This window comes from Microbacterium sp. M1A1_1b (genome assembly GCF_053345565.1).
Genome location: NZ_JBKFAJ010000002.1, coordinates 663,863 through 689,116 on the forward strand (window position 1 = coordinate 663,863; position 25,254 = coordinate 689,116).

The 25,254-nt window shown below is 71.2% G+C and carries 23 protein-coding genes and 1 pseudogene; 11 read left to right on the forward strand and 13 right to left on the reverse strand.

What is annotated here, in order from left to right:
* Positions 1-57: 57 nt before the first annotated feature.
* Positions 58-1,770: an alpha-glucosidase gene (locus tag ACLBWP_RS07835; RefSeq protein WP_447654734.1), complete on the reverse strand. Its 1,713-nt coding sequence runs from the start codon at positions 1,768-1,770 to the stop codon at positions 58-60.
* Positions 1,771-1,947: 177 nt separating this feature from the next.
* On the opposite strand from ACLBWP_RS07835, the gene ACLBWP_RS07840 reads away from it, so the two are divergent.
* The 3 genes from ACLBWP_RS07840 (at position 1,948) to ACLBWP_RS07850 (ending at position 5,224) form a co-directional block, all read left to right on the forward strand.
* The gene (locus ACLBWP_RS07840; RefSeq protein WP_447654735.1) at positions 1,948-2,943 is read left to right on the forward strand and encodes a Gfo/Idh/MocA family protein; all 996 of its coding nucleotides are present in this window, start codon (positions 1,948-1,950) and stop codon (positions 2,941-2,943) included.
* Positions 2,944-3,014: 71 nt separating this feature from the next.
* A complete protein-coding gene (gene dacB, locus ACLBWP_RS07845; RefSeq protein ID WP_447654736.1) occupies positions 3,015-4,562 on the forward strand; it encodes a D-alanyl-D-alanine carboxypeptidase/D-alanyl-D-alanine endopeptidase in 1,548 nt (515 codons plus the stop codon).
* A 41-nt stretch (positions 4,563-4,603) separates the two neighbouring features.
* Positions 4,604-5,224: an isochorismatase family protein gene (locus tag ACLBWP_RS07850; protein ID WP_447654737.1), complete on the forward strand. Its 621-nt coding sequence runs from the start codon at positions 4,604-4,606 to the stop codon at positions 5,222-5,224.
* Between the two features lie 42 nt (positions 5,225-5,266).
* Here the strand turns inward: ACLBWP_RS07850 and ACLBWP_RS07855 are convergent, their stop codons facing one another.
* The 8 genes and pseudogenes from ACLBWP_RS07855 to ACLBWP_RS07890 form a co-directional block, all read right to left on the reverse strand.
* A complete protein-coding gene (locus ACLBWP_RS07855) occupies positions 5,267-7,111 on the reverse strand; it encodes an ABC transporter ATP-binding protein (protein ID WP_447654738.1) in 1,845 nt (614 codons plus the stop codon).
* A gap of 8 nt (positions 7,112-7,119) precedes the next feature.
* Entirely contained in the window at positions 7,120-7,335 is a 216-nt protein-coding gene (locus ACLBWP_RS07860; protein ID WP_056118685.1) for a hypothetical protein, read from the reverse strand.
* Positions 7,336-7,499: 164 nt separating this feature from the next.
* Positions 7,500-8,888 (reverse strand): MFS transporter, encoded by a 1,389-nt coding sequence (locus ACLBWP_RS07865; RefSeq protein ID WP_243561632.1) that lies wholly within the window; start codon positions 8,886-8,888, stop codon positions 7,500-7,502.
* A 200-nt stretch (positions 8,889-9,088) separates the two neighbouring features.
* Positions 9,089-9,730 (reverse strand): annotated as a pseudogene (gene ribA / locus ACLBWP_RS07870) (GTP cyclohydrolase II); the annotation flags it as partial.
* An 11-nt stretch (positions 9,731-9,741) separates the two neighbouring features.
* A complete protein-coding gene (gene ribD / locus ACLBWP_RS07875; protein ID WP_447654851.1) occupies positions 9,742-10,797 on the reverse strand; it encodes a bifunctional diaminohydroxyphosphoribosylaminopyrimidine deaminase/5-amino-6-(5-phosphoribosylamino)uracil reductase RibD in 1,056 nt (351 codons plus the stop codon).
* A gap of 44 nt (positions 10,798-10,841) precedes the next feature.
* A complete protein-coding gene (locus ACLBWP_RS07880) occupies positions 10,842-11,471 on the reverse strand; it encodes a GNAT family N-acetyltransferase (RefSeq protein WP_447654739.1) in 630 nt (209 codons plus the stop codon).
* The gene (gene trpS / locus ACLBWP_RS07885) at positions 11,458-12,468 is read right to left on the reverse strand and encodes a tryptophan--tRNA ligase (protein WP_243561630.1); all 1,011 of its coding nucleotides are present in this window, start codon (positions 12,466-12,468) and stop codon (positions 11,458-11,460) included. Before trpS ends, ACLBWP_RS07880 begins: the two co-directional genes overlap by 14 nt.
* Positions 12,469-12,508: 40 nt before the next feature.
* Positions 12,509-13,351: an exodeoxyribonuclease III gene (locus ACLBWP_RS07890; RefSeq protein WP_447654740.1), complete on the reverse strand. Its 843-nt coding sequence runs from the start codon at positions 13,349-13,351 to the stop codon at positions 12,509-12,511.
* A gap of 110 nt (positions 13,352-13,461) precedes the next feature.
* Here ACLBWP_RS07890 and ACLBWP_RS07895 point away from each other — a divergent pair, with 110 nt between their 5' ends.
* Positions 13,462-14,562, forward strand: a complete 1,101-nt coding sequence (locus tag ACLBWP_RS07895) for a tetratricopeptide repeat protein (protein ID WP_447654741.1) — start codon at positions 13,462-13,464, stop codon at positions 14,560-14,562.
* A gap of 113 nt (positions 14,563-14,675) precedes the next feature.
* On the opposite strand, the gene ACLBWP_RS07900 is transcribed toward ACLBWP_RS07895, so the two are convergent.
* Entirely contained in the window at positions 14,676-14,948 is a 273-nt protein-coding gene (locus ACLBWP_RS07900; protein ID WP_447654742.1) for an HPr family phosphocarrier protein, read from the reverse strand.
* A 71-nt stretch (positions 14,949-15,019) separates the two neighbouring features.
* Positions 15,020-15,790: a DeoR/GlpR family DNA-binding transcription regulator gene (locus ACLBWP_RS07905; RefSeq protein ID WP_447654743.1), complete on the reverse strand. Its 771-nt coding sequence runs from the start codon at positions 15,788-15,790 to the stop codon at positions 15,020-15,022.
* Positions 15,791-16,071: 281 nt separating this feature from the next.
* Between ACLBWP_RS07905 and ptsP the strand changes: the two genes are divergently transcribed.
* The 4 genes from ptsP to ACLBWP_RS07925 all read left to right on the forward strand — a co-directional run bounded on the left by ptsP (position 16,072) and on the right by ACLBWP_RS07925 (position 21,041).
* Complete coding sequence (ptsP, locus tag ACLBWP_RS07910) at positions 16,072-17,727, forward strand: phosphoenolpyruvate--protein phosphotransferase (RefSeq protein WP_447654744.1); 1,656 nt, start codon at positions 16,072-16,074, stop codon at positions 17,725-17,727.
* A gap of 67 nt (positions 17,728-17,794) precedes the next feature.
* Positions 17,795-19,351 (forward strand): PTS mannitol transporter subunit IICB, encoded by a 1,557-nt coding sequence (locus ACLBWP_RS07915; RefSeq protein ID WP_243561625.1) that lies wholly within the window; start codon positions 17,795-17,797, stop codon positions 19,349-19,351.
* 92 nt (positions 19,352-19,443) lie between these two features.
* Entirely contained in the window at positions 19,444-19,881 is a 438-nt protein-coding gene (locus tag ACLBWP_RS07920) for a PTS sugar transporter subunit IIA (protein ID WP_243561624.1), read from the forward strand.
* Entirely contained in the window at positions 19,878-21,041 is a 1,164-nt protein-coding gene (locus tag ACLBWP_RS07925) for a mannitol-1-phosphate 5-dehydrogenase (protein WP_447654745.1), read from the forward strand. Before ACLBWP_RS07920 ends, ACLBWP_RS07925 begins: the two co-directional genes overlap by 4 nt.
* A gap of 113 nt (positions 21,042-21,154) precedes the next feature.
* Here the strand turns inward: ACLBWP_RS07925 and ACLBWP_RS07930 are convergent, their stop codons facing one another.
* Positions 21,155-22,126, reverse strand: a complete 972-nt coding sequence (locus ACLBWP_RS07930; protein WP_447654746.1) for a diacylglycerol/lipid kinase family protein — start codon at positions 22,124-22,126, stop codon at positions 21,155-21,157.
* 39 nt (positions 22,127-22,165) lie between these two features.
* Here ACLBWP_RS07930 and ACLBWP_RS07935 point away from each other — a divergent pair, with 39 nt between their 5' ends.
* The 3 genes from ACLBWP_RS07935 to ACLBWP_RS07945 all read left to right on the forward strand — a co-directional run bounded on the left by ACLBWP_RS07935 (position 22,166) and on the right by ACLBWP_RS07945 (position 24,522).
* Positions 22,166-23,098 carry an NADP-dependent oxidoreductase gene (locus ACLBWP_RS07935; protein ID WP_447654747.1) on the forward strand — a complete coding sequence of 311 codons (933 nt, stop codon included), beginning with the start codon at positions 22,166-22,168 and terminating at the stop codon, positions 23,096-23,098.
* A 45-nt stretch (positions 23,099-23,143) separates the two neighbouring features.
* The gene (locus ACLBWP_RS07940; protein WP_447654748.1) at positions 23,144-23,803 is read left to right on the forward strand and encodes a DUF805 domain-containing protein; all 660 of its coding nucleotides are present in this window, start codon (positions 23,144-23,146) and stop codon (positions 23,801-23,803) included.
* An 83-nt stretch (positions 23,804-23,886) separates the two neighbouring features.
* Positions 23,887-24,522: a DUF805 domain-containing protein gene (locus tag ACLBWP_RS07945; RefSeq protein WP_447654749.1), complete on the forward strand. Its 636-nt coding sequence runs from the start codon at positions 23,887-23,889 to the stop codon at positions 24,520-24,522.
* 72 nt (positions 24,523-24,594) lie between these two features.
* On the opposite strand, the gene ACLBWP_RS07950 is transcribed toward ACLBWP_RS07945, so the two are convergent.
* The gene (locus ACLBWP_RS07950) at positions 24,595-25,239 is read right to left on the reverse strand and encodes a TNT domain-containing protein (protein WP_447654750.1); all 645 of its coding nucleotides are present in this window, start codon (positions 25,237-25,239) and stop codon (positions 24,595-24,597) included.
* Positions 25,240-25,254 lie beyond the last annotated feature (15 nt).

The window sequence follows — 25,254 nt, forward strand, 5'->3', positions numbered from 1 at the left end:
TACGGCAGGGCTCACGCTCGGAGCCTCCCCCGGAAGGTTGACATCACCGGCGAGATGTCATCCCCGGGGTCGGCGCAGGTCCTCGTGCACCCGGGCTTCCCAGGGCCGCAACGCACCCACGCCGTCCGTTGCGGGGAACCCGAGGTTCCCCAGCACACAGGCGCCGAGCCGCTCCGCGATCCCGTCCGGCAGCAGCATGCTGGTGGAGGACAGGTTCGCGACGACGACGAGCCCGGGTTCCGAGGCGTCCTCGAGCGACCGCGTGAACGCCCACAGCTCGGGGTGGTCCGGCTCGAGCAGGGTGAAGTCGCCGAGCTGCACCGTCCGCGACGCATGCCGGAGCGCGATGAGCCGGCGGTGGTGCTCGAAGACCGAGCGCTCACCGGCCGTACGGTCCCCGGCCACGGTGACCCGCGGCCAGCCCTGTCCCATGCCGATCCAAGGCTCGACGTCGGAGAACCCGCCGGCCGGCGCGGAGTCGTCCCACGGGATCGGTGTGCGGGCGTTGTCGCGGCTGCGGAACGCCAGGGCCTGCAGCGCCTCGCCCACGGGCATGCCGCGCCCGACCGCGCCGCGGTACCAGTTGAGTGACTCGATGTCGCGGTACTGCTCGATCGCGGTGAAGCCCGCGTTGACCATGCCGATCTCGTCGCCCTGGTACAGGTAGGGCGTGCCGCGGTGCAGGTGCAGGACCGTCGCCAGCAGCGTCGCGGACTCGTACCGGAACGTGAAGGGGTCGGCGTCGGACCCGTGTGCCGCCGCGACGGCGGCGGCACCGAACCGCGACACCGGCCGCGGCTGGTCGTGGTTCGCCAGGTACAGCGAGTTCCACCCGGTGTCGGCGAGGCCGGTCTGCCAGCGGCCCAGCGAGGCCTTCAGCGCGGGCAGGTCGAAGGGTCGGTTGTCGAACTTGGACGCCGGGCCGTGGTCGAGTCCGACGTGCTCGAACTGGAACACCATGTCGAGCTCGTGGCGGTCCGGGTCGGTGAACAACACGGCGTCGTCGACGGTCACGCCGGGCATCTCGCCGACGGTCAGCAGGTCGTCGCGACCGGCGAAGACCTGCTCGTGCATCTCCTGCAGGTGGTCGTGGATGCGCGGCTGCATGACGTAGGCGGCGCTGCCGTCACCGAGCGCCGCCGGGTCCTTGGCGATGTGGTTGATGACGTCCATGCGGAAGCCGTCGACGCCGCGGTCGAGCCAGTGGTTCATCATCGCGTACACCGCGTGGCGCATGTCCGCGTCGTCCCAGTTCAGGTCGGGCTGCTGGGGCGTGAACATGTGCAGGTAGTACTGCCCGGTGCCGGGGTCCCACGACCACGCCGGTCCGCCGAACGCGGCGCGCCACTCGTTCGGTTCGTGGCCGTCCACCGGGTCGCGCCAGATGTACCAGTCGTGTTTCGGGCAGGTGCGGGACAGCTTGGCCGCGCGGAACCACGGGTGTTGGTCGCTCGAGTGGTTGACCACGAGGTCCATGACGAGCTTCATGCCGAGCCGGTGCACCTCGACCAGCAGCGCGTCGAACTCGTCGAGCGTGCCGAACAGCGGGTCGATGTCCTCGTAGTCGCTGATGTCGTAGCCGTTGTCGGCCTGCGGCGACCGGTAGACCGGCGACAGCCAGACGACGTCGACCCCCAGGTCGGCGATGTGCTGCAGGTGCTGTCGGATCCCCGCCAGGTCCCCGATCCCGTCGCCGTTGCCGTCGGCGAAGCTGCGTGGGTACACCTGGTACACGACCGCACCGGTCCACCATGGCTGTCGATCCGTCATGTCCGCCGCCTCCTCGCGCACACCGTGCCGCGGCACGGGACCGGATCACGGACGGCACGGGAGGATCGTGGCGGGCCCGCCACGGGCCTCCAGGACGTCGGCCGGTCACCGCGGACGGTACGCGCGCCGCCCGAGGGCCCGTCCGGACTCCGGAGGCGTGCCTGGTAGACAGGCCCCATGACCGTTCGATGGGGAGTCATCGGGACCGGCGGCATCGCCCGGTCCTTCGTCGGCGACTGCGCCCGGGCGGGGGTGGAGTTCGTCGCGGTGGGCAGCCGGACGCTGCAGGGCGCTCAGGCCTTCGCAGCCGAGTTCGGCATCGCACAGGCACACGGCAGCTACGAGGAACTGGTCGCCGACCCGCGGGTCGACGCGGTGTACGTGGCGACGCCGCACTCGCGGCACGCCGAGGACGCCCTGCTCGCGATCGCGGCCGGCAAGCACGTGCTGGTCGAGAAGGCCTTCACCATCACCGCAGCCGAGGCCCGGCTGGTCATCGACGCGGCTCGCGCGGCGGGTGTCGTCGTGATGGAGGCGATGTGGACACGCTTCCTGCCCCAGATGACGATGATCCGGCAGGTGATCGCCGAGGGGCGCATCGGCCGTCCGCGCGTCGTCGAGGCGACGCACCACCAGTCCTTGCCGAGTGACCCGGACCACCGCCTCAACGACCCGGCACTCGGTGGTGGCGCGATCCTCGACCTGGGTGTCTACCCGATCTCGTTCGCGGTCGACGTGCTCGGCGTGCCGACGAGCGTCGTCGCGGCTGGCACGCTGAGCGACCGTGGCGTCGACACGCAGATGGGCATCGTGCTGACCCACGAGGGGGGAGCCCAGTCGATCGTGCACTTCGCCCTGGACGTGGGGAGCCCGAACACCGCGTCGGTGATCGGCGAGGACGGCCGGATCGACATCGATGCCACGTGGTACACCCCGACCACGTGGCGGATCCGCGACGGTGACGGCGTCGTGGTCGAGGAGTTCGACGGCCACGAGCACCTGGCCGGCTACGCGCACGAGGTCCGCGCGTTCGAGGGCATGATCGCGTCCGGCGACCACGAGACCAGTGCGATGTCCCCGGCGGGCACGATCGCGGTGATGGCCGTCATGGACGAGGCCCGTCGTCAGGTCGGCGTCCGCTACGCCGCCGACGACCCCTCCACAGCCCCGTAACGCGCGGTCGTCCTCCACGACCACGGGTCCACCCTGGAGGCTCCTGCCGCAGTTCCGTAGGATCGCTTGCGATGTCCGAGCAGCCGACCCACCCCGACCGACCGTCCGACCCTGACGCGCGCGCTGGCGCGTCGAAGCCGGGCGCGCCACGCGCGGGTCGCGTGAGCGGCGTCGTCGCTGCGGTCCGCGCCTCGATCGCGCGCAAGCCGGTGGCCTGGGCCGTCGGTGGCCTGGTCGCCGTCCTGGTGCTCGGGTCGGGTGGCGCCGTCGCGGTCGCCTCGGCCACCGCTCCGGGGGCCGCGCGTTCGCCGGTCGCGGCGGCCTCGACGCGGGCGAGCGCGTCGAGCAACCCGTCGTCGTCCACACCGGCGCCGTCCGTCACGCCGACGGTCCCGCCGCGCACCGTGCCGTCGGACGCCCCCGGTCCGAGCGCCCTGCGCACGTGCTCGATCGCCGGTGCCGCCTCGGCCGCGGGCCTCGGCAACTTCGAGGGCTACGTCATGAACGCCAGCACCGGCGAGATGCTGCTCTCGCGGAACGGCGACACCGCGGCGCAGACCGGCAGCGTCATGAAGACCCTCACCACGGCGACCGCGCTCGCCGTGCTCGGTGGTGGCTACACCATCCCCACGACCGTCACGGACGAGGGCAACGGCACGATCGCCATCGTCGGCCACGGTGACGCCACCTTGTCGGCGGGTGGCGCTACCGTCTACCCGGGCGCGCCGACCCTCGGCCAGCTCGCGCAGCAGGTGAAGGCGAAGCTCGGCACCACCCCGGTGACCACGATCGTCACCGACGACACCTTTTGGGACGACGCCGACGCCTGGGACCCGACCTGGCCGGTCAGCGAGCGGACCATCGGGTACCAGCCCGAGGTCACGGCGCTCATGGTCGACGGCGACCGCGCGAACCCGGGCGCTGCGACCTCACCGCGCTCCGAGGACCCGGTCGGCCGCGCCGGAGCCGCCTTCCGCACGGCACTGGCGAACGCGGGGGTCGTCGGCGCCGGCAACGCCCAGGTCGTCAAGCGGGCCACCACCAGTCAGTCCACCATCGCCCAGGTCGACTCGCAGCCGGTGTCCACGCTGATCGGGCAGATGATCCCGAACTCCGACAACACCCTGGCCGAGATGCTCGCGCGGATCTCCTCCCGCGAGTCCGGGGCGAACGGCTCCGCGGCGTCGCTGACCGGGGTCTACCAGAAGGCACTGTCCTCGTACGGGGTCGATCCGGCCGGCATCGTCATCAAGGACGGTTCGGGAGAGAGCGCCGCGAACGCCGTGTCGCCGAACTTCGTCGCGCACCTCATGGTGCAGGTGGCCTCGGGCGCGAAGGGCCTCGGCACCCTGGCCCAGGTCCTGCCGGTGTCGGGGCAGTCCGGCACGTTGGCCGGGCGCTTCACGGGGGCGAACGCCGTCGCCCGGGGCAAGGTGCACGCCAAGACCGGGTGGATCGACAGCGCCAACACCCTGGGCGGGTACATCGACGCCGCGGACGGCACGAAGCTGACGTTCGCGTTCTACGCCATCGGGTCCTCGCGTGCTGCGGCACTGCCGGCGCTCGACGCGGTCACCACGGCCGCTTACACCTGCGGCAACAAGCTCACGAACAGCTGACCTGGTCCCGGGCCGCTGGCCGGTCGGTGTTGGATGGAACCATGACCCGCGCACTCATCGTCGTCGACGTGCAGAACGACTTCACCGAGGGTGGCGCGCTCGGTGTCGCCGGCGGGGACGACCTCGCCCGTCGCATCACCGCCTTCCTCGCCCGGCACGCCGACGAGTACGACCTGGTGGTGGGGTCCCGTGACTGGCACCACGGTGACGACGACAACGGCGGGCACTTCGCCGTCGATGCCGCGCCGGACTTCGTCACCACCTGGCCGGTGCACTGCGTCGCCGGCAGCCAGGGGGCGGACTACCACCCCGACCTCGACACGGCACCGATCGACGTGCACGTGATGAAGGGGCAGGGAGAGCCCGCCTACTCGGCGTTCGAGGGGACGACCGACACGGGCCAGGACCTGGCCGACGTGCTGTTCGACCGCTCCGTCCACGAGATCGCGATCGTCGGCATCGCGACCGACCACTGCGTGCGCGCCACCGCGCAGGACGGTCTGCGCGCCGGACTCGACGTCGTCGTGTACCGCGACCTGGTCGTGGGCGTCGACCCGGACCGCAGTGCCACCGCGCTCGCCGAGATCGACAACGCCGGTGGTCACGTCGAGCAGAGCGACATGGACGAGGGGATCGGCCGGCCCGGGGGCGCGCAGCTCTGACGACGTCCGCACGCCGGGCCTGTCGACGACGCGGTCCGGGGCTCAGACCAGCAGCTGGTGCTTTGCCAGGTCGCGGTACAGCGGCGTCGACTCGACGAGCTCGGAGTGGGTCCCGACGCCGACGACCCGGCCGTGCTCGAGCACGACGATGACGTCGGAGTCCACCACGGTCGACAGCCGGTGCGCGATGACCAGCAGGGTGCGGTCCTCGGCCACAGCGTCGATCGCCAGACGCATCTTCTGCTCGTTGACGCCGTCGAGGGACGAGGTGGACTCGTCGAGCAGCAGGATCGGGGGAGCGGCGAGCAGGGCGCGGGCGATCGCCAGCCGCTGACGTTCACCACCGGACAGCATCACGCCGTCCTCGCCGACCTGCGCGTCGAGGCCCCGCGGATCGCGGTGCAGGACGTCGCCCAGGTTCACGGCCTCGAGCACGCGGACGCACTCGGCCTCGTCAGCGTTCGGCGACCCGAGCAGCAGGTTCGCGCGGATCGTGCCGGCGAGCACGGGGGCGTCCTGTTCGACGTACCCGATCTGCGCGCGGAGCTCGTCGCGGTCGAGCCCGCGCACGTCGATGCCGCCCAGGCGGATGACGCCGTCGGTGGGGTCGTAGAAGCGTTCGATGAGCGACAGGGTCGTCGACTTGCCGGCGCCCGACGGTCCCACGAGGGCGACACGCGAGCCGCGGGGCACGCGGAACGACACATCGTGCAGCACCACCTGGTCGGTGTCACCGGTGTCGGGAGCGGCACCGGGGCCTCCGGTGTGGGTGGCGGCTTCGGCGCCGTCGGCACCCGATGCGTCGGCGGACCGGGCGTACCGGAACGAGACGTGCTCGAAGGTGATCGCGTCGTCCGTCGCGATGGCGGCTGCGGGGCGGACGGCTGCGTCGTCCTGGTCCTCGGTGGGCAGGTGCAGGATCTCCTCGATCCGACCGAGCGCGCCGAGCGCCTGGGCGACGGCGACCGCGGCGCCCATCGCCTGGCCGAGCGGCATGATCATCATGAACAGCAGCAGGATGAACGTGATCAGCGTGGCGATCGTGATCGTCCCCGCGGCGACCTGTGCGCCACCGACCCCGAGCACGGCGATGAACGCCACCTGCATCACGATGCTGGCGACGGGGACGACGAACGCCGACATCTTGGCAATGTCGAGACCGCGCTTGTAGGCCTCGGTCGCGTGTGCGTCGACCTCGTGCACCTCGCGCTCGGTGGCACCGGCGGCACGGATGGTCCGGACCGCGCCGATGCCACGCTCGACGGCGGCGGTCAGGTCGCCGACCTTCTCCTGCGCGCGCTTCGACGCGATGCGGATGCGCCGGCTGAGCCCCCCGACGACGACGATGGCCACGACCACGATGGCCAGGGTGATGCCGAGCAGCAGCGGGTCGATGATCGCCATCGCGATGATCGCGCCGATGAACGTCAGTGCACCGCCGATCGACTCGATGAGTCCCTGTGTCAGGACCGCGCGCAGCAGGGTGGTGTCGCTGCCGACGCGGGACACCAGGTCGCCGGTGCGGCGGGTGTCGAACTCGGAGATCGGCAGGTTGAGGATCCGGGCGATGAGCTTGCGGCGGGTCGACAGCACGACGCCTTCTCCCGCGCGCTGGAGCAGGAAGTGCTGGATGCCGTTGAGCAGTCCGGACACGATGACCAGCACCACCAGCAGCCAGACGAGGGTGCTCAGCGTGTTGCCGTGCTGCACCGCGGTGACGACCTGGTTGACCAGCAGGGGCTGCGCGAGCGAGGCACCCGCGCCCAGGATGCTCAGCACGATGATGACCACCATCGCGGGCTTGTTCTCGAACAGGTACGACAGCAGGCGACCGAACGTGGCGCGCGGTCCGTCGGTCTTCTTGGGGCGGGCGAAGGGGAGACTCATCGTGTGTCCTAGTTTCTGCCGTACTTCTTGTGCACTGCCTGGCGACTCACGCCGAGCAGCGTGGCGATCTCCTGCCACGAGGCACCGGCGTTCCGCGCACGGCGGGCAGCGAGCTCCTCGGTGCGGTCGAGTTCGCGCCGGAGTTCGCGCACGCTGGCCAGGGCGTCGAACGGGTCGTCCCCGCTGGCGCCCGCCGCGAGGTGCGTGATGGTCGGCCGGTCCATGCCTGTCAACCTACATTGACGCACCGACCGTGTCAACCTGAGTTGACGTGCAGGCGTTCTCCTGGTGGCCGTTCCGCGCATGGGAAGTCGAATCGCGCGTTGGCAGTCGGAACTTCCGACCTCGAACGCGCGATCCGACTTCCTCTGAGGTGTCGCGTGCGTCGTCAGACCCGTGCGGCGTCCTCCGTCGGTACCGCGTCGGCTGCGTCGAAGTCGCTGCCGCGGGTCTCGCGGACGAACAGCAGGGCGACCAGGGTGACGACGGCCGCGACGGTCAGGTAGAGCCCGACCAGGACGATGTTGCCGTCGGCCTTCCAGAGTGCGAACGCGATGGTCGGCGCGAGCGAGGCGCCGATGATCGACGCCACGTTGTAGGCGATCGCCGAGCCCGTGTAGCGGACGTTCGTCGGGAAGAGCTCGGGCAGCAGGGCACCCATCGGTCCGAACGTCAGCCCCATCAGCGAGAGTCCCACGATCAGGAACGTCACGACGGTGATCGGACCGGTCGACGCCGCGAACCAGAACTGGAACGTCAGCCCGAACAGCGCGATGCCGATCGTGGTCGGGATGAGGGTCTTCCGACGGCCGAACCGGTCGGCGAGCAGCCCGGCGATCGGGGTGAAGATACCGAAGAAGACGACGCCGATCATCAGCAGGGTCAGGAACTCCCCGCGGGAGTAGCCCAGTCCGATCTTGGGGACGAGGGTCGACGCCGTCGTGCCGTAGGACAGCGTGAACGTGGTCATGAAGTAGAAGAGCACGTAGGTGGCGACCATGCCGAAGGTGCCGACGATCAGCGCCTTCCACGAGGTGCGGAACACGCGGCCGAGCGGGATCTTCGCGACGGTGCCGGACTCCTGCACGCCGCGGAACACGGTCGACTCGACCAGGCGGAACCGCACGTACAGGCCGATGACCACCAGGACGGCGGACAGCAGGAAGGGCAGCCGCCAGCCCCACGCCTGGAAGTCGGGGTTCGGGGTGCCGTCCGCGCCCGCCGGCATCGCGGCGTTGATCACGATGAACAGGCCGTTGGCGAGCAGGAAGCCGATCGGTGCGCCCAGCTGCGGCATCGAGCCGAAGACGCCGCGCTTGCCTGCGGGGGCGTTCTCGGTCGCCAGCAGTGCGGCTCCCGACCACTCGCCGCCGAGCCCGACTCCCTGGGCGAAGCGCAGCACGGCGAGCAGCACCGGTGCCCAGACGCCGATCGAGTCGAACGTGGGCAGGCACCCGATCAGGAACGTGGCCGTGCCCATGACGAGCAGCGACGCGACGAGGGTGGTCTTGCGGCCGATGCGGTCACCGAAGTGGCCGAAGACCACCGAGCCGACCGGCCGGGCGAAGAACGCCAGCGCGAAGGTGACGAAGGACGACAGCTGCGACGCCGTCGGGTCCTCGTTCGGGAAGAACAGCGTCGGGAACACCAGGACCGCGGCGGTCGCGTAGACGTAGAAGTCGTAGAACTCGATCGAGGTGCCGATCAGGCTCGCGATGACGACGCGCGAGCGCGGGTTGGTCGTGGCGGGGGTGGGGGCAGCCGAGGTGGCAGACATGCGGGGGACTCCGAGGAGAGCGTCGGGGGACGCAGGCGGCGCGAACGGCGGACACCGACCGTTCCGCGTGGTGCGCGGGGGATCGGTCGGGTGCGTTCGGGTGGTGGTGGGCCGCTCGTGACGGGGTCTCGAGTCTACGACGGATGTCGCGAACCTGCGAATCCGCCGAGCGAGCGGTGTCCCACCCCGTGACGTCCCACCTAGTGGTGCGCGCCGGCTTCCAGGTGCTCGGGCAGCTGGTGGCCCATCCGGTCGCGCTTGGTGTCCAGGTAGCCCGCGTTCTGCACGGAGATGCCGACCACGAGCGGCACGAGGGTGTCGACCGCGATGCCGTGCTCTTCGAGCTGACGCTGCTTCTCCGGGTTGTTCGACAGCAGTCGCACGCGGTTGATGCCGAGGTCGGCGAGGATGCCGGCCGCGCCGCCGTACGCGCGCGAGTCGGCGGGCAGGCCGAGCGCCAGGTTGGCATCGAGCGTGTCGAGGCCGTCTTCCTGCAGTCGGTAGGCCTTGAGCTTGTTGACCAGGCCGATGCCACGCCCTTCCTGCCCGCGCAGGTAGACGACCACGCCGCCCTCGGCGGCGATCGTGTCGAGGGCGGCGTCGAGCTGGGGGCCGCACTCGCACTTGAGCGACCCGAACGCCTCGCCGGTCAGGCACTCCGAGTGCACGCGGACCAGCGCGCCGTCGGTGGGGGCGGACCCGTCGGGCATCGTGCCGATGATGGCGACGTGCTCGGCGCCGGTGACCAGGTCGCGGTAGGCGCGCATCTCGAACGGGCCGTGGGTGGTCGGGACGTTCGTGGCGACTTCGAACTGGACCGGACTGCCCGGGGTGGGGGATGTCAGTGCGTCGGTCATGGGGTGCTCCGGTCGGTACGGGCCCCGTCGTCAGCGTGCTCGTCGTGGGGCCGAGGGGAATCGGTGTGGACGGGTCGAGCACGCACCAGCAGGTCGGGGCCGAGGCTGGTGGTCGATAGTACGTCCAACCGCCGACGTTGGTTCATGCTTCCCACGCCGATGTCGGAAAGTGCAACATTCTGACCGCCGAGCAGTACCGGGGCCAGGTAGACCAGGACCTCGTCGACGAGGCCGGCCGCGATGAACGCCGACGCGACGGTGGGGCCGCCCTCGACGAAGACGGTCCGGACACCGCGGTCCGCCAGGGACCGCAGTGCGACGTGCAGGTCGTGGCCGGGCAGGTGCACGAGCCCACGCGGGTGCCGACGGACCGCGGCGTCGTCGGGCACGGCACGGTCGCCGAGCACGACGGGGAGCGGCTGGTCGGCCAGCAGTTCGCCGGCGTCCCCGCGGGCGGTCAGCGATGCGTCGTCCGCGAGCACCGTGCCCGTGCCGACCAGGATCGCGTCGTGCAGGGCTCGCTGCTCGTGCACGTGCTGGCGCGCGGCTGCGCCGGTGATCCACCGGCTGGTGCCGTCGGCCGCAGCCGCGCGGCCGTCCAGGCTCGATGCCCACTTCACGGTCACCCACGGACGGCCCTGGCGGACGGAGACGAGCCAGCGCTCGAGGAACGCGGTCGCCTGGTCGGCGAGGACGCCGGAGGTCACGTCGACGCCGGCGGCTCGCAGCCGGTCGGCCCCACCGTGCGCCTGGGGTCCCGGGTCGTCGATCGCGTACACGACCCGCGCGACACCCGCCTGGATGAGCGCGACCGAGCACGGGCCGGTGCGGCCGGTGTGGTTGCAGGGTTCGAGGGTGACCACGACGGTCGCGCCGCGGAGCTGCTCCGGCGACAGGTGCGACATCGCATCGACCTCGGCGTGCGGGGTGCCGGCGCCGCGGTGCCAGCCCTCGGCGAGTGGCTCGCCCTGGGGGGACAGGACGACCGCGCCGACCCGGGCATGGTCGCCGAGGGCGGGACCGCGCGCGGCGAGTTCGAGGCCGCGGCGCATCGCGCGGACCTCGGCCGGTGACGCCCCGGCCGACGGCTGCTCGTTCACGACCCGAGACTACCGGCGGGACCGGCACCCGTGGCGTCGCCTGCACCTGGCCGGAACGACTCCGCCGGCCACGGCAGGTCGGATGCCGGCCGGCCGTCGGCACGCAGCAGCCCCTTCCACGCCGACGCCGGCGAGCCGTCACGGTTCGGGATGTTCGCGTCACCGGTGCCGGTGTACGAGAACCCCGCACGCCGTGCCACCGCCGCGGACGCCGTGTTGCCGACGTAGCACTCCCAGTACACGTCGGGCGCGCCACGGTCGAAGGCCCAGCCGACGACCAGGGCGACGGCGTCGTGCACCAGGCCCTTGCCGCGGGCGGACGGCGCGAGCCAGAAACCGAGGTCGCGTCGCTCGGCGCGCCACGAGATCACACCGTCGAGCCACGTCGATCCGGGCTGCCGGATCGCCCACGTGTACTCGCGGTCCGAGGCCCACCCGGGACCGACGAGCGCGTCGACGAAGGCGTTGGCGTCCTGCGGCCGGTAGGGCGTCGGGATGGTCGTCCACCGGATGACCTCGGGGTCCTGGCAGCCCTCGGTGATCGCGACGGTGTCGGCGCGGGTCGGGACCTCGAGCAGGACCCGGTCCGAGCGCAGCGTGACGGGCAGCACGTCAGCGACGCCCACGCGGCACGAAGCCGATGCGGTCGTACACCCGGGCGAGGGTGTCCTCGGCGATGGCTGCGGCGCGGTCGGCCCCGACGGCGAGCAGCCGGTCGAGCTCGGCCGGGTCGTCGAGCAGCTCGAGCGTGCGTGCCCGGACCGGTTCGAGCTCGGCGATCACGGCGTCCGCGACCTCGCCCTTCAGGTCCCCGTAGCCCTTGCCCGCGAACGCGGTCTCGAGCTCGGCGACCGGCGTGCGGGTGAACGCCGACAGGATCGACAGCAGGTTCGTGACACCGGGCTTGGCCTGGCGGTCGGCACGGATCTCGCGCTCGGTGTCGGTCACCGCCGACTTGATCTTCTTGGTGGTGCGCTTGGGCTCGTCGAGCATGAGCACCAGGCCGGAGTCGGTGGCGGCGGACTTGCTCATCTTGCTGGTCGGGTCCTGCAGGTCGTAGATGCGGGCCGTGTCGGTCAGGATGCGGGCTTCGGGCACCACGAACGTCTCGCCGAAGCGGCTGTTGAACCGGCCGGCCAGGTCGCGGGTCAGCTCGACGTGCTGCCGCTGGTCGTCACCCACGGGGACGACCTGGGCGTCGTAAAGCAGGATGTCGGCGGCCATCAGCATCGGGTAGGTGAACAGCCCCACCGACGCTGCCTCGGCACCCTGGCGCGCGGACTTGTCCTTGAACTGGGTCATCCGGCTGGCCTCGCCGAAGCCGGTGATGGTGTTGAGGACCCAGGCGAGCTGCGCGTGTGCGGGCACGTGCGACTGGATGAACAGCGTCGACTTGTCGGGGTCGATGCCCGCAGCGATGTACTGCGCGGCCGTGCGTCGGGTGTTCTCCCGCAGCGCGGCCGGGTCCTGCGGCGAGGTGATGGCGTGCATGTCGACGACGCAGTAGATGGCGTCGTGCTCGTCCTGCAGGTCCCTCCACTGCATCAGAGCGCCGATGTAGTTGCCGAGGTGGAGTGAGCCGGCGGACGGCTGGATGCCCGAGAAGATGCGGGTCTTGGTCATGGTGCTGGTCCTGTACGTGACGTGCTGGGAAGTGGGGGAGTCAGAGTTCGTAGTCGACGACCACGGGGGCGTGGTCGGACCACCGCTGGTCGTACGCGTCGGCGCGGTCGACCGTGTACGAGCGGACCTTCGCCGCGAGCTCGGGCGTGGCCATCTGGTAGTCGATGCGCCAGCCGGAGTCGTTGTCGAAGGCCTGGCCGCGCCACGACCACCACGTGTACGGACCGTCGACGTCGCCGGCCTGTTCGCGACCGACGTCCACCCAGCCGAGCCCCGGCCCGGTCGAGCCGTCGGCCCCGGTGACGTCCGTGCCCTCGGCCCCGAAGAAGCGGCTGAAGTACGCGCGCTCCTGCGGCAGGAACCCGGCCCGCTTGACGTTGCCCTTCCAGTTCTTGATGTCCCGCTCGTCGTGTCCGACGTTCAGGTCACCGACGATGACCGCGAGCGGGTTGTGCGCCCGCAGTGCCGGCAGCCGCTCGGTCATCGCGTCGAGGAACTGCCACTTCTGCTCCTGCTTGTCGGTGCCGACCTCGCCCGAGTGCACGTAGGTCGACACGACCGTCACCAGGGTGCCGCCGATCTCGTAGTCGGCCTCGAGCCAGCGGCCGGCGGAGTCGAACTCCGACGGGCCGAGCTCGACCCGGTGGACGTGCGCCCGGTGCCGCGAGGCGATCGCGACACCCGCGCGGCCCTTCGCCGACGCCGGGTCGTGCAGGACGTCCCACTCGTCGCCGAGCAGCCCGGTCAGGTCGTCGGTCGAGGCGCGCACCTCTTGCAGGGCGAGCACGTCGACGTCCCGCGTGGCCAGCCAGTCGCCCATGCCCTTGCGGAAGGCGGCGCGGACGCCGTTCACGTTGACGGATGCAAGGCGCAGGCGGGTCATGCCGACCACCTTATCGGCGCACGACGACAGACCGGGCGCACGGTCTCCACGGTCCGGCGTCCCTCGTGCGTGGGCTTGTCGGCGGGTGGCCCGACCGCCACGATGGGCCCGTGACCGATGTCCCCGCCGGCCCCGCGCCCGAGCGCGACGAGCAGGTGGAGCGCGCGCTCGTCGCGGCGGTGGAGCTCCTGCGGTACGGCTGGCCGGAGGACGCCGTGGAACCCCTCACCGGTGCGCTCGCCCTGCACGGGGACGACTCCGAGGTGCTCCGGCTGTTGGCGATCGCGTTCTGGTTGGCCGGCGACCTGGACGCCGCACGAACGACGATCCACCGCGCCGTCGCCACCGATCCCGACGACGTCGATGCATACCTGCTCGCCGCGCACCTCGCCGAGACGGACGGCGACCTCACCGAAGCCCGTTCTGCCTGGGCCGCCGCGGTCGACCGCCGTCCTGACGACGGCGACCTGGCCGCCGCGCAGCTCGTCCTGGACCTGCGGACCCGCACCGTCGACGACGCGACGTACGCCGCAGCACGTCGCGCCGCGGCGGCGCACCCCCACCACGGCGAGGTCAACCTCGCCCTCGCGTGGCTCGCCGCACGCGAGGGGTACCCCGGGACCGCCGAACGCGCACTCGTCGCCGCGGTCGCGGCAGCACCTGCCGACCCCTGGTCGCGCTGGCAGCTGCTCCGCGCGCGCGAACGACGGGGCAGCACGATCGCCGTGCTCGCCGACGCGGCACTGGTCCTCGCCGAGCACCCAGACGCAGTCGGACCACTCGGCGCGTTCCGGCGAGCGGTCGTCCGTCTGGCGTCGTTCGGCTCGGCGATGATCATCGTCGGGCTCGTCCTCGCCGTGACCGGAGGGATGCTCGTCACGGTGGTGTCCGACGACGGCGTCCCCGCCGTGCTCTGGTGCGGTGCGGTGATCGCCGGTGTCCTGGTCGCCGAGGTCGCCGTGCTCCGTCGGCTTGGCCGGGCGCTCCGGACCGGCTGGTCACCGTTCCTCCACCTGGTCCGGCACCGCGTTCCCGCCGTGGTGGTCGTCCCCGGGCTGCAGGCTGCGTCGCTCCTGATCGCGGGGACGCTCCTCGTGCTGACGGTTGCCGGTGCACCCGCGCTCGCCGACGGCGTCCTCGCCGCATCCGGGGGAGCGACGTTCCTGGGTGCGCTCGGGACGGCGGGCTTCCTGGACCGCTGGTACGCGTAGGCGGCGGCCGACGGCCTGTGGACACGGCCGACAGACGGACGGGAGGCCCGTGGCTGCGCAGCCACGGGCCTCCCGTCCGTCTGGTGGTCGCGTCGTCGACGCGACGGACGCGGTCAGGCCGCGTCGTGGTCCGTCTTCAGGAACTCGACCAGGCTGTCCGCGGTGGTCTCGGCGTCGTCACCGGTCACGGTCAGGGTGACCTCGTCGCCGTTCTCGACCCCCAGGCCGAGCAGACCGAGGATGCTGCCGGCGTTGGCCGACTTGTCGCCCTTGGCGATCGTGACCTGGTGGCCCGACGCGGTGACGGTCTGGACGAACAGCGACGCCGGACGGGCGTGCAGACCGGATCCGCTGGCGACGGTGACGGTGCGGGTGGCTTCGGACATCGATTGACTCCTCGTCGATGGGTGGTGCGCTCATGGTAGCGAGCACGGGGTGGGTGGCGCCGGTACGGCACTCAGGAGCGGCCGGGCCAGAAGACCTCGGTGCCGGCGGCCTCGACCTCGCGGACCAGGTCGAGGTTGACGCCCGGGTCGGTGATGATCGTGTCGATCGCGGCGAGGGGAGCGACGCGGCCGAACTCCTCGCGCCCGAACTTGGTGTGGTCCGCCAGCAGGATGCTCCGGCGTGCGGACTTGATCATCGCGGACTTCACGGCGGCCTCGGCCATGTTGTGCGTGGTCAGGCCGCGTTCCGGCGTGATCCCGTTGATGCTGATGAACGCCACGTCGACGCTCACCATCCCGATCAGCTGGTGCGTCCACGTGCCGACGCCGGCCAGCGAGTCACTGCGGATGTTGCCGCCGAGCAGGTGCAGGTCGATCCCGGCACGGTTCGCGACGGCCATCGCCACCGGCAGCGAGTGCGTGACGACGGTCAGGCCGCGGTCCGTCGGCAGCAGCTCGGCCAGGCAGATCGTCGAGGTGCCGGCGTCGATCATGATCGAGCCGTTCTCGGGGAGTTCCTCGAGCGCGGCCTCGGCGATGACCATCTTCTCGGTCTGGTTGATCCCACCGCGGTCGCCGACGCCCGGGTGCAGCGTGATGCGCTCGACCGGGATGGCCCCGCCGTGCGCACGACGGACGAGGCCGCGGCGCTCGAGCGACGTCAGGTCGCGACGGATGGTCTCGGGCGTGACCTCGAGCAGCTCGGCGAGCTCCTTGACGTCGACCCGGCCCGCCGCGCGCGCCTGGTCGACGATGCGTTGGTGCCGCTCTGGTGCGTACATGGGACCTCGTTGGGACTCGGATCGGGGCAGAACGGACAAGGACGGGCAGGTTCCGCCGGAGACATCCCGGGTCCGGGTTGTCCGCAGACCGAAACGGGCATCTGTTTGTGTATTTTTATCCCCGGATGTGTTTGTTTGTCAACGCGGATCGGGGTATGGTGCTGCCAAGCCGCACGGGCGTGGTCCGTTCGGTGGTGCACTGCACCGACTCGAACCACCCAGTCCCACCGCCCCACCGCCGTCGGCCCTGTCGCCCCGCGCGTGAGATGAAGGAGTCTCGAATGCCCGAACTGCTCGGAACCGGCGTCGGCCGTGGCGTCGCCCACGGCCCCGTGCTCCGGATGGCGGACCCGCTCGGCGAACCGTCGACCGCGGCACTCGAGGGACCGGCCGACGACGCCAAGCAGCACGTGCACGACGCGCTCGCCGCGGTGGCGGAGGACCTGAACGCGCGCGGTCAGCTTGCCGGCGGCGACGCCCAGGCCGTGCTCGAGGCCCAGGCGCTCATGGCGCAGGACCCGACGCTGCTCGACGACGTGACCGCGCGCATCGACGGTGGCACCAACCCCGAGCGCGCGGTGTACGAGGCCTTCGCCCAGTTCCGCGACCTGCTCGTCTCGATGGGCGGCTACATGGGCGAGCGCGCCGCCGACCTCGACGACGTCGCCCAGCGCATCATCGCCAAGCTCCGCGGGGTGCACGCCCCGGGCGTCCCTGAGTCGGACACACCGTTCGTCCTGGTCGCCCGTGACCTGGCCCCGGCCGACACCGCGCTGCTCGACCTCGACAAGGTCCTGGCGCTCGTCACCCGCGACGGCGGACCGACGTCGCACACCGCGATCCTGGCCCGCGCCAAGGGCATCACCGCGATCGTCGGGGTGACCGGCGCCGACGACCTGTCGGACGGCACGCACGTGGTGGTCGACGCCGCCGCCGGCACCGTCGTCACCGAGCCGTCGGCCGAGCTCGTCGCCGACGTCGACCAGCGCATCGCCGACCGCCTGGCCGCCGCTGCCGCACCCCTGACCGCGGGTGCCCTGGCCGACGGCCACACCGTCCCGCTGCTGGCGAACCTCGGCAGCCCTGCCGACGCCGCCGGCGCCGTAGCTCTCGGTGCGGAGGGCGTGGGGCTCTTCCGCACCGAGTTCCTCTTCCTGGACTCGCCGAAGGCACCGACCGTCGACGAGCAGCAGGAGTCCTACCGGCAGCTGCTCGCGGCGTTCCCCGGCAAGAAGGTCGTCGTCCGGGCGCTCGACGCCGGTGCCGACAAGCCCCTGCCGTTCCTCACCGACAAGGACGAGGAGAACCCGGCGCTCGGCCGCCGCGGACTGCGTGCGCTGCGGAACCACCCCGAGGTGCTCCGTGACCAGCTCACCGCGCTGGCCCTGGCCGACGCCGAGACCGAAGCGGACCTGTGGGTCATGGCACCGATGGTCGCCGATGCCGAGGAGACCGCGTACTTCGTCGACCTGGCCCGCGAACTCGGCATCCGCACCGCGGGCGTGATGGCCGAGGTCCCCTCGCTCGCGCTCATGGCCGAGCAGGTGTTCCAGTTCGCCGACTTCGTGTCGATCGGCACGAACGACCTGACCCAGTACACGATGGCCGCCGACCGCATGCTCGGCACCGTCGCGTCGTACCAGGACCCGTGGCACCCCGCCGTCCTGCGCCTGGTCGCGCAGCTCGGCAGCGCCGGTGCCGACGCCGGCAAGGGGGTCGGGATCTGCGGCGAGGCCGCGGCCGACCCGCTGCTCGCCGTCGTCCTGGTAGGTCTCGGCGCCACGACCCTCTCCATGACCCCCGCAGCCCTGGCCGACGTGCGTGCCGAACTCGGCAAGCACACCCTCGACCAGGCCCGCGAGATGGCTCGGGCGGCACTCGCCGCGTCCACGGCAGCGGCCGCCAAGTCCGCTGCCGCGGCGGCACACGCCGTCTAGCCCCCCTGCACCACAACCCGTCACCCTCCACACAGCAGCAGCACCACCACACAGAAAGTCACCGCACATGACAACGTCGTCCGTTGCAGCGCCTGACGCTCCCGCGAACTCGCGAGGAGGCGCCCGCGTCGCCGTCCAGAAGTTCGGCACGTTCCTGTCCGGCATGGTGATGCCCAACATCGCGATCTTCATCGCGTGGGGCATCATCACCGCCTTCTTCATCCAGACCGGGTGGACGCCCGTCGGCGTGCTCGGCGGCTTCGGCGAGACCGGTGGTGTCGCGAACCCGGGCCTGGTCGGTCCGATCCTGACCTACCTGATCCCGCTCGCGATCGCGATCCAGGGTGGCCGGATGGTCTACGACACCCGCGGTGCGGTCGTCGGCTCGATCATGACCATGGGTGTCATCGTCGGGGCCTCGGGCACCACGATGATCCTCGGCGCGATGATCTGCGGGCCGCTCGGCGCGTACCTCATCAAGCAGATCGACAAGATCTGGGACGGCAAGATCAAGCCCGGCTTCGAGATGCTCGTCAACAACTACGCGGCCGGCATCCTCGGCTTCGTGCTCGCGATGATCGGCTTCTTCTGGCTCGCGCCGCTGTTCAAGCTCATCGCCGAGGGCCTGGGGTCCGCGGTGAACTTCCTGGTGCAGCACTCGCTGCTGCCCCTCGCCAGCGTCATCATCGAGCCGGCGAAGGTCTTCTTCCTCAACAACGCGATCAACCACGGCGTGCTCGACCAGCTCGGCGCGCAGCAGGTGCAGTCGTCCGGCAAGAGCATCCTGTTCCTGCTCGAGGCGAACCCCGGCCCCGGCCTCGGCATCCTGCTCGCCTTCACCTTCTTCGGTGTCGGCATCGCCCGCTCGACCGCTCCCGGCGCGATCATCATCCAGTTCCTCGGCGGCATCCACGAGATCTACTTCCCGTACGTGCTGCAGAAGCCGGTCCTGTTCATCGCCGTCATCCTGGGTGGTGCGACCGGTGTCGCGACGAACGTCGCGTTCCACTCCGGCCTCGTTGCTCCGGCGTCGCCCGGGTCGATCTTCGCGGTGCTCGGTGCGACGGCCAAGGACAGCTTCGTCGGCGTCATCCTGTCGGTCATCCTGTCGGCAGCGGTCACGTTCGCGGTCGCCTCGTTCTTCCTCATCACGACCCGCAAGCGCGACCTGGCAAACGGCGGTGGCGACATGAGCGCCGCGATGGCCAAGCTGCAGGCGAACAAGGGCCGCGACGTCAACGCCGCGACGGCCGGGCTGCTCGGCAACACCAGCCCCGCCAACGAGCAGGAGTCCGAGGCGGTGCTCGGCGGTGCCGGCTCGGCTGCCACCACGACCGCGACGAAGATCCACAACGTCGTGTTCGCCTGTGACGCCGGCATGGGGTCCAGCGCGATGGGCGCCAGCGTCCTGCGCAACAAGGTCAAGAAGGCCGGCATCGAGGGCGTGACCGTCGTCAACAAGGCGATCGCGAACCTGTCCGGTGACGAGGACCTGATCATCACGCAGGAAGAGCTGACCGACCGCGCCAAGCAGAAGAACCCGAACGCGCAGCACGTGTCGGTCGGCAACTTCATGAACGCGCCGCAGTACGACCAGGTCGTCGAGCAGCTCAAGAACCAGTAACACAGCACGGTCCAGTCAGACAGTGCAGTATCGGAGGGGACGGGCCACGGCTCGTCCCCTCCACCACGTCCACCAACGAAGGAGAACCCCCGATGCCCGTCCTGCAGGAGAGCCAGATCCGGATCCACACCGAGGACACCGCCCCGACCAAGTCGGAGGCGATGAAGGAGGCGGCCGAGATCCTCGAGGCTGCAGGCGCGGTCACGGCGGAGTACTACCCGGCGATGCTCGAGCGTGAGAAGAGCGTCTCGACGTACATGGGCAACTTCCTCGCCATCCCGCACGGCACGAACGACGCCAAGGACGCGATCAAGTCCTCGGCCCTGTCGTTCATCCGCTACGCAGCGCCGATCGACTGGGACGGCAACGAGGTCCGCTTCGTGGTCGGCATCGCCGGCGTCAACAACGAGCACCTCGACATCCTGTCCAAGATCGCGATCGTGTTCTCCGACGAGGACGAGGTCGCCAAGCTGACCGACGCTCCCGACACCGCCGCGATCCTGTCGATCCTCGGCGAGGTCAACGAGTGAGCAACGGCCACCGCACCGCGGTCCACTTCGGCGCCGGCAACATCGGCCGCGGGTTCGTCGGGCTGCTGCTGCACCAGGCGGGCTACGAGGTCGTCTTCGCGGACGTCGCTGCACCGCTCATCGACGCCCTGGCCGCGGCCGACGCGTACACCGTGCACGAGGTCGGCGCCGACGCCCAGGACCACCGGGTCACCGGCTTCCGGGCCCTCAACAGTGCCCAGGACGAGCAGGCCGTCATCGACGCGATCGCGACTGCCGAGATCGTCACGTGCGCCGTCGGGCCGAACGTCCTGAAGTTCATCGCCCCGGTCATCGCGAAGGGCCTCGCCGCGCGCGACGCCGGTGCGGCACCGGTCGCGGTGATGGCGTGCGAGAACGCCCTGAACGCCACCGACCGGCTGCGTGGGTTCATCGTCGACGACCTGCCGTCGGACACCCGCGACCAGACGCTCGCCAAGGCCGTCTTCGCGAACACCGCCGTCGACCGCATCGTCCCGGCCCAGGCCGCCGACGGTGGTCTCGACGTGACCGTCGAGACGTACTACGAGTGGGCCATCGACCGCACACCGTTCGGTGGGAACGAGCCGGAGATCCCCGGCGCGCACTACGTCGACGGCCTGGCCGCGTCGATCGAGCGCAAGCTCTTCACGGTGAACACCGGGCACGCCACGGTCGCGTACCACGGCTTCCTGGCCGGCGCGGACAAGATCTCCGACGCGATCGCGATCCCCGCGGTCCGCTCCGAGCTCGAAGCCGTGCTCGCCGAGACGAGCGACCTGCTGGTCCGCCGGCACGAACTCGACCCCGAGGTGCACCGCGCGTACGTGCAGGCGATCATCGCGCGGTTCGAGAACGTGCACCTGCCCGACACGGTCACCCGTGTGGGGCGTCAGCCGCTCCGCAAGCTGTCCCGCGACGAGCGCTTCGTGTCGCCCGCCGCGGCGCTGGCCGAGGACGGCACCGAGCCGACCGCGCTGCTCGACGCGATGGGTGCGGCGCTGCGGTTCGACGTGCCCGACGACGAGCAGAGCGTCGAGCTGCAGGCCCTGCTGGCGTCCGACAAGTCGGACGCCGACGTCGCGACCGAGATCACCGGGCTCGACGCGGCGCACCCGCTGCACGCGGCGTTCGCAGACCGGGTCCGGTCGGCGCGCTCGTAGCGTCACCCCTGACGGACGGGAGGCCCGGTGCCAGCTGGCACCGGGCCTCCCGTCCGTCAGGGGGTCGCCTCAGCGGTTCGCGGTTCGCGGTTCGCGGACCGACGGGACGCCGCTCAGGCGCCGCGGAGCGTCAGCCCGCCGTGGCGGACCGTCAGGACCGCCTGCACCACGGTGCCGAACGGGTCCCCGTCCAGCTGGATCTGCTGCGGCTCGTCGAGCGTCATCGCCAAGCGTCGTGCTCGCGTGTAGCCCATCGTGCGGGACCGCGGCAGCAGCCAGGCGAACAGGCGTCCGAAGCGCGTGCGGTGGTGGAACCGGTTCATCGACAGGCCGTAGCCGACCTTCGTCCACCCGAACGCGCCGTCGGGCCGGAACGCGACCGCGTCGAGCACCCCGTCGTCCGGCTGCGCCGCGGGCAGCAGGAGCATGCCGGCCGTCAGCGTGCCGCAGTTCCCGACGATGACGGTGTGGGCGCGCATGTGCCGTTCGGCCTGGTCGTCGAGGCGGTAGCGCAGGTCGATCCGGCGGTTGCCGATCACCGACCGGGCGATCGGGTCGGAGTACGCCACCCAGCCGAACCGCTTCTTGAGTCGGGCGTTCGTGTTGGCGGCCATGCTCGCATCGAGGCCGATGCCCGCCATCACCAGGAACGCGTGCCGGGTGGTCACGCCGGCCTGGGTCGTCAGCTCGGCGAAGGCGATGTCGACCTGCCGGTCCGTGCCGTGGAAGGCGCGACGGACCGAGCCCACCACGTCGTTGAGGCGCAGGCCGAGGTTCCGGGCGTACAGGTTGCCGGTTCCGGTCGGCACGAGCGCCAGGGGGATGCCCGAGGTGTGCAGTTCCTCGGCGGCGACCCGGAGCGTGCCGTCCCCACCCGCCACCAGCACCACGGCGGCACCGCTGTCGCGGGCGGCGCGGGCGGCGGCGCGACCGTCGTCCTGCCGGTCGGTCTCGAACCAGCGGGTGTCGGCCCAGCCGAGCGCCTCCTGCTCGGTCGTCACGGCGGCACGGAGCACGCGGACGTCGATGCCGGACGGGTTGACGACGACGGCGGCGAACGGCGCGGCAGCGGGGGACGACGACACGCAGCCGAGGGTACCGTGGCGCGGCGTAGCGTCTGGTGCATGACGAGACAGTGGGTGGCATCGCGCCCCGGCGCGAGCGAGGTCCTGGAGTCCATCGACACCGACGTGCGCCCGCCGGGGCCGGGGGAGGTCACGATCGCGGTCCGTGCGGCGGGCATGAACCCAGCCGACACGAAGCACACCCGCGGTGGGAGCGCCGACGCCTACCCGATGCCGATCGGGTACGAGGTGGCGGGCGTCATCAGCGCGATCGGTCCGGACACGCAGATCGCCTCCGGCGGCGGAGCCGTCGGCGACGAGGTCCTGGCCTTCCGCGTCGCGGGCGGCTGGACCGAGGCGCTCACCGTGCCGGCCGCCGACGTGTTCGCCAAGCCGGCGTCCCTGGACTTCCCGCAGGCCGCGAACCTGCTGCTGGCGGGCACGACCGCAGCCGACGTGATCCGGGTGACCCGGGCCTCCGGGCGGGACACGGTCCTGCTGCACGGGGCGTCCGGCGCGGTCGGCGTGAGCGTCCTGCAGCAGCTCCGCCCGCTGGGCGCGCGCGTGATCGGCACGGCGTCGGAGCGTGGTGCGGACACCGTCCGGGGGTACGGCGGCGAGTGGGTCGCCTACGGCAACGGACTGGAGGCTCGTCTGCGTGATCTCGCACCGGACGGGATCGACGTGGCCATCGACTGCGTCGGCACGGACGAGGCGATCGACGTCTCGCTGGCGCTCGTGGCCGACCGCAGTCGGATCGTCACGATCGCGGCGCAGCAGCGCGCGTCTGCCGAGGGCATCCCGATGGTCGGGGGAGCGCAGCCGGAGAGCAAGGCGTTCCGCGACTCCGTTCGGCAGCGGCTCATCGACCTGGCGGCGGCGGGCCAGCTCGAGGTCCCGGTGGCGCGGACCTTCCCGCTGGCGGATGCCCGACAGGCCGCCGAGCTGCTGGAGTCCGGTCACCCGGGCGGCAAGCTCGCGCTCGTCCCCTGACGCCCTTCCTGCCAGACTGGAGCGCGACGAGCGGGGGAGACGCCGATGAGCAACGACGGGATCGACCAGGAGCGGCAGCAGGGGGACTGGTCGCAGCCACCGGCCTGGCAGCAGCAGGCACCGACGGGGCCGCAACCACCGGCAGCGGCCGGCCAGCAGGCTTGGCCGCCGCCACAGCAGGTCTGGCAGCAGCAACCGGGGTGGCAGCCGCCGCGGCCGATCCCGCTCGACGCCGACGGTGTCCCGCCGCTCTGGGCTCCGTGGTACGGCGCCGGCATCGGTGACGCGATCGGGCGGTTCTTCCGCAAGTACGCGCGCTTCGACGGCCGCGCCAGCCGGAGCGAGTTCTGGTGGTGGTTCATGGTGAACGCGATCATCGCGGCGGTCCTCGGCGCCGTCGCCGCGCTCATCGTCACGCTGACGGGCACCCGCGAGTGGACCACCGACGTGTACGGGCAGACGACCAGCCAGTTGCACACCGACTCGATCTGGTGGGTGATCCCGATCTGGATCTGGGCGCTCTGGTTCCTGGGGACGGCCGTCGGCAACATCGCGCTGATGGTCCGGCGACTGCACGACGTGAACCTCAGCGGCTACTTCGCGTTCTTCTTCGTGAACACCCTGGGGTGGATCGTGCTGTGGATCATGGCGATGCTGTCGTCGAACCCCACCGGGCAGCGGTTCGATCGCGTTCCCGGCCCCTGAACGGGGTGGTCGGCCGCGAGGGCGGTCGTGCCCGCGTTCTGGTTGACTCAGGGCGACGACCACTCGACTCCCAGGGGGAACCCGTGTCCGACCAGTACCCGCCGCAGGACCCGAACGGGCAGCAGCCCGGCGGGCAGCCGAACCCGTACGGCCAACCCGGGCAGTACGACCAGCCGAACCAGTACGCGCAGCCGAACCCGTACGGCCAGCCCGGGTCGGGTCAGCCGCAGTACGGTGCTCCGGTGCCGGCTGGGCCCGGTGGCGAGCCGCCGCTGTGGGCACCCTGGTACGGCATCTCGCTGCCGAAAGCCGTCAAGCGCTTCTTCACGAAGTACGCCCGGTTCGACGGACGCGCCAGCCGCAGCGAGTACTGGTGGTGGGTCTTGGCCAACGCGATCGTCCTGATCGTGCTCTACGTCATCCTGCTGGCTGTCATCTTCAGCACGGGCTCGACCTCGACGACGACCACCGCAACCGGCGTGCAGGCCTCGGCGGGCTCGACCTCGCCGCTCATCGCGATCCCGATCATCCTGTTCGGGCTGTGGTGGCTCGGGACGCTGGTGCCGAGCCTGGCGCTCGGCTGGCGACGCCTGCACGACGCGAACCTGCCCGGTGCCCTCTGGCTCATCGCGCTCGTCGTCGGCATCGTGGGCATCGTCTTCGCCCTCCTGCCGTCCAACCCCGAGGGCCAGCGATTCGACCAGCCCGACCGCGGCTGACCGCACCCGCAACGACGAAGCCGCCATTCCCTGGACAGGGGACGGCGGCTTCGTCGTTCGTGACGGTGCGGATCAGACGGCGCGGACCCGCACGAGTGAGCCGTCGACGACCAGGTCGCGGATGGTCGTGGTCGGGTTCGCGACCACGAAGCGCAGCGCGCCACCCGGCTGCTCGAACCACGGCTGCACGAAGCGGACCGACACCAGGAACGGACGGTCGACCACGTAGCGGTGCACCTCGGGCGCGGCCAGCACGTGGTGCGGCAGCGAACGCGATGGCATCGGGGTGTCGAGCGGGTGCAGCAGGTACCCGTCCGGGCCGCCGATGCGGTCGACGGGCACGCCCGCCGGGATCTGGATCGTCAGACCGTCCGGTCCGGCCTGCGAGACCTGCTGCGCGAGTTGCGGGTACGTCGAGGCCGCACGGTCACGCAGCCCGTCGAGTTCGTGGCGCGGCAGGTCGCGCGGTGCGGGGAACGGCCGGTTCAGGAACCGACGGAGCATCTCGACAGCGTCGTCCTCGCCCCGCGCGCTCGCCAGACGACGGGCGGTGCCGTAGTCGACGACCTCGAGCGCGAAGGTGTCGGTGCCGTCGGCAGGGACGATGCGCAACGCCCCCTCGACCGGCGGTTCGTGCAGGGTCTCACCGGGGAGCTGCACGTACCGGATCGTGTATCCGAGCTGGTCGAGGATGGGGCGCGTGTCCGCGAACGTCATGACGGGGAGCCTATC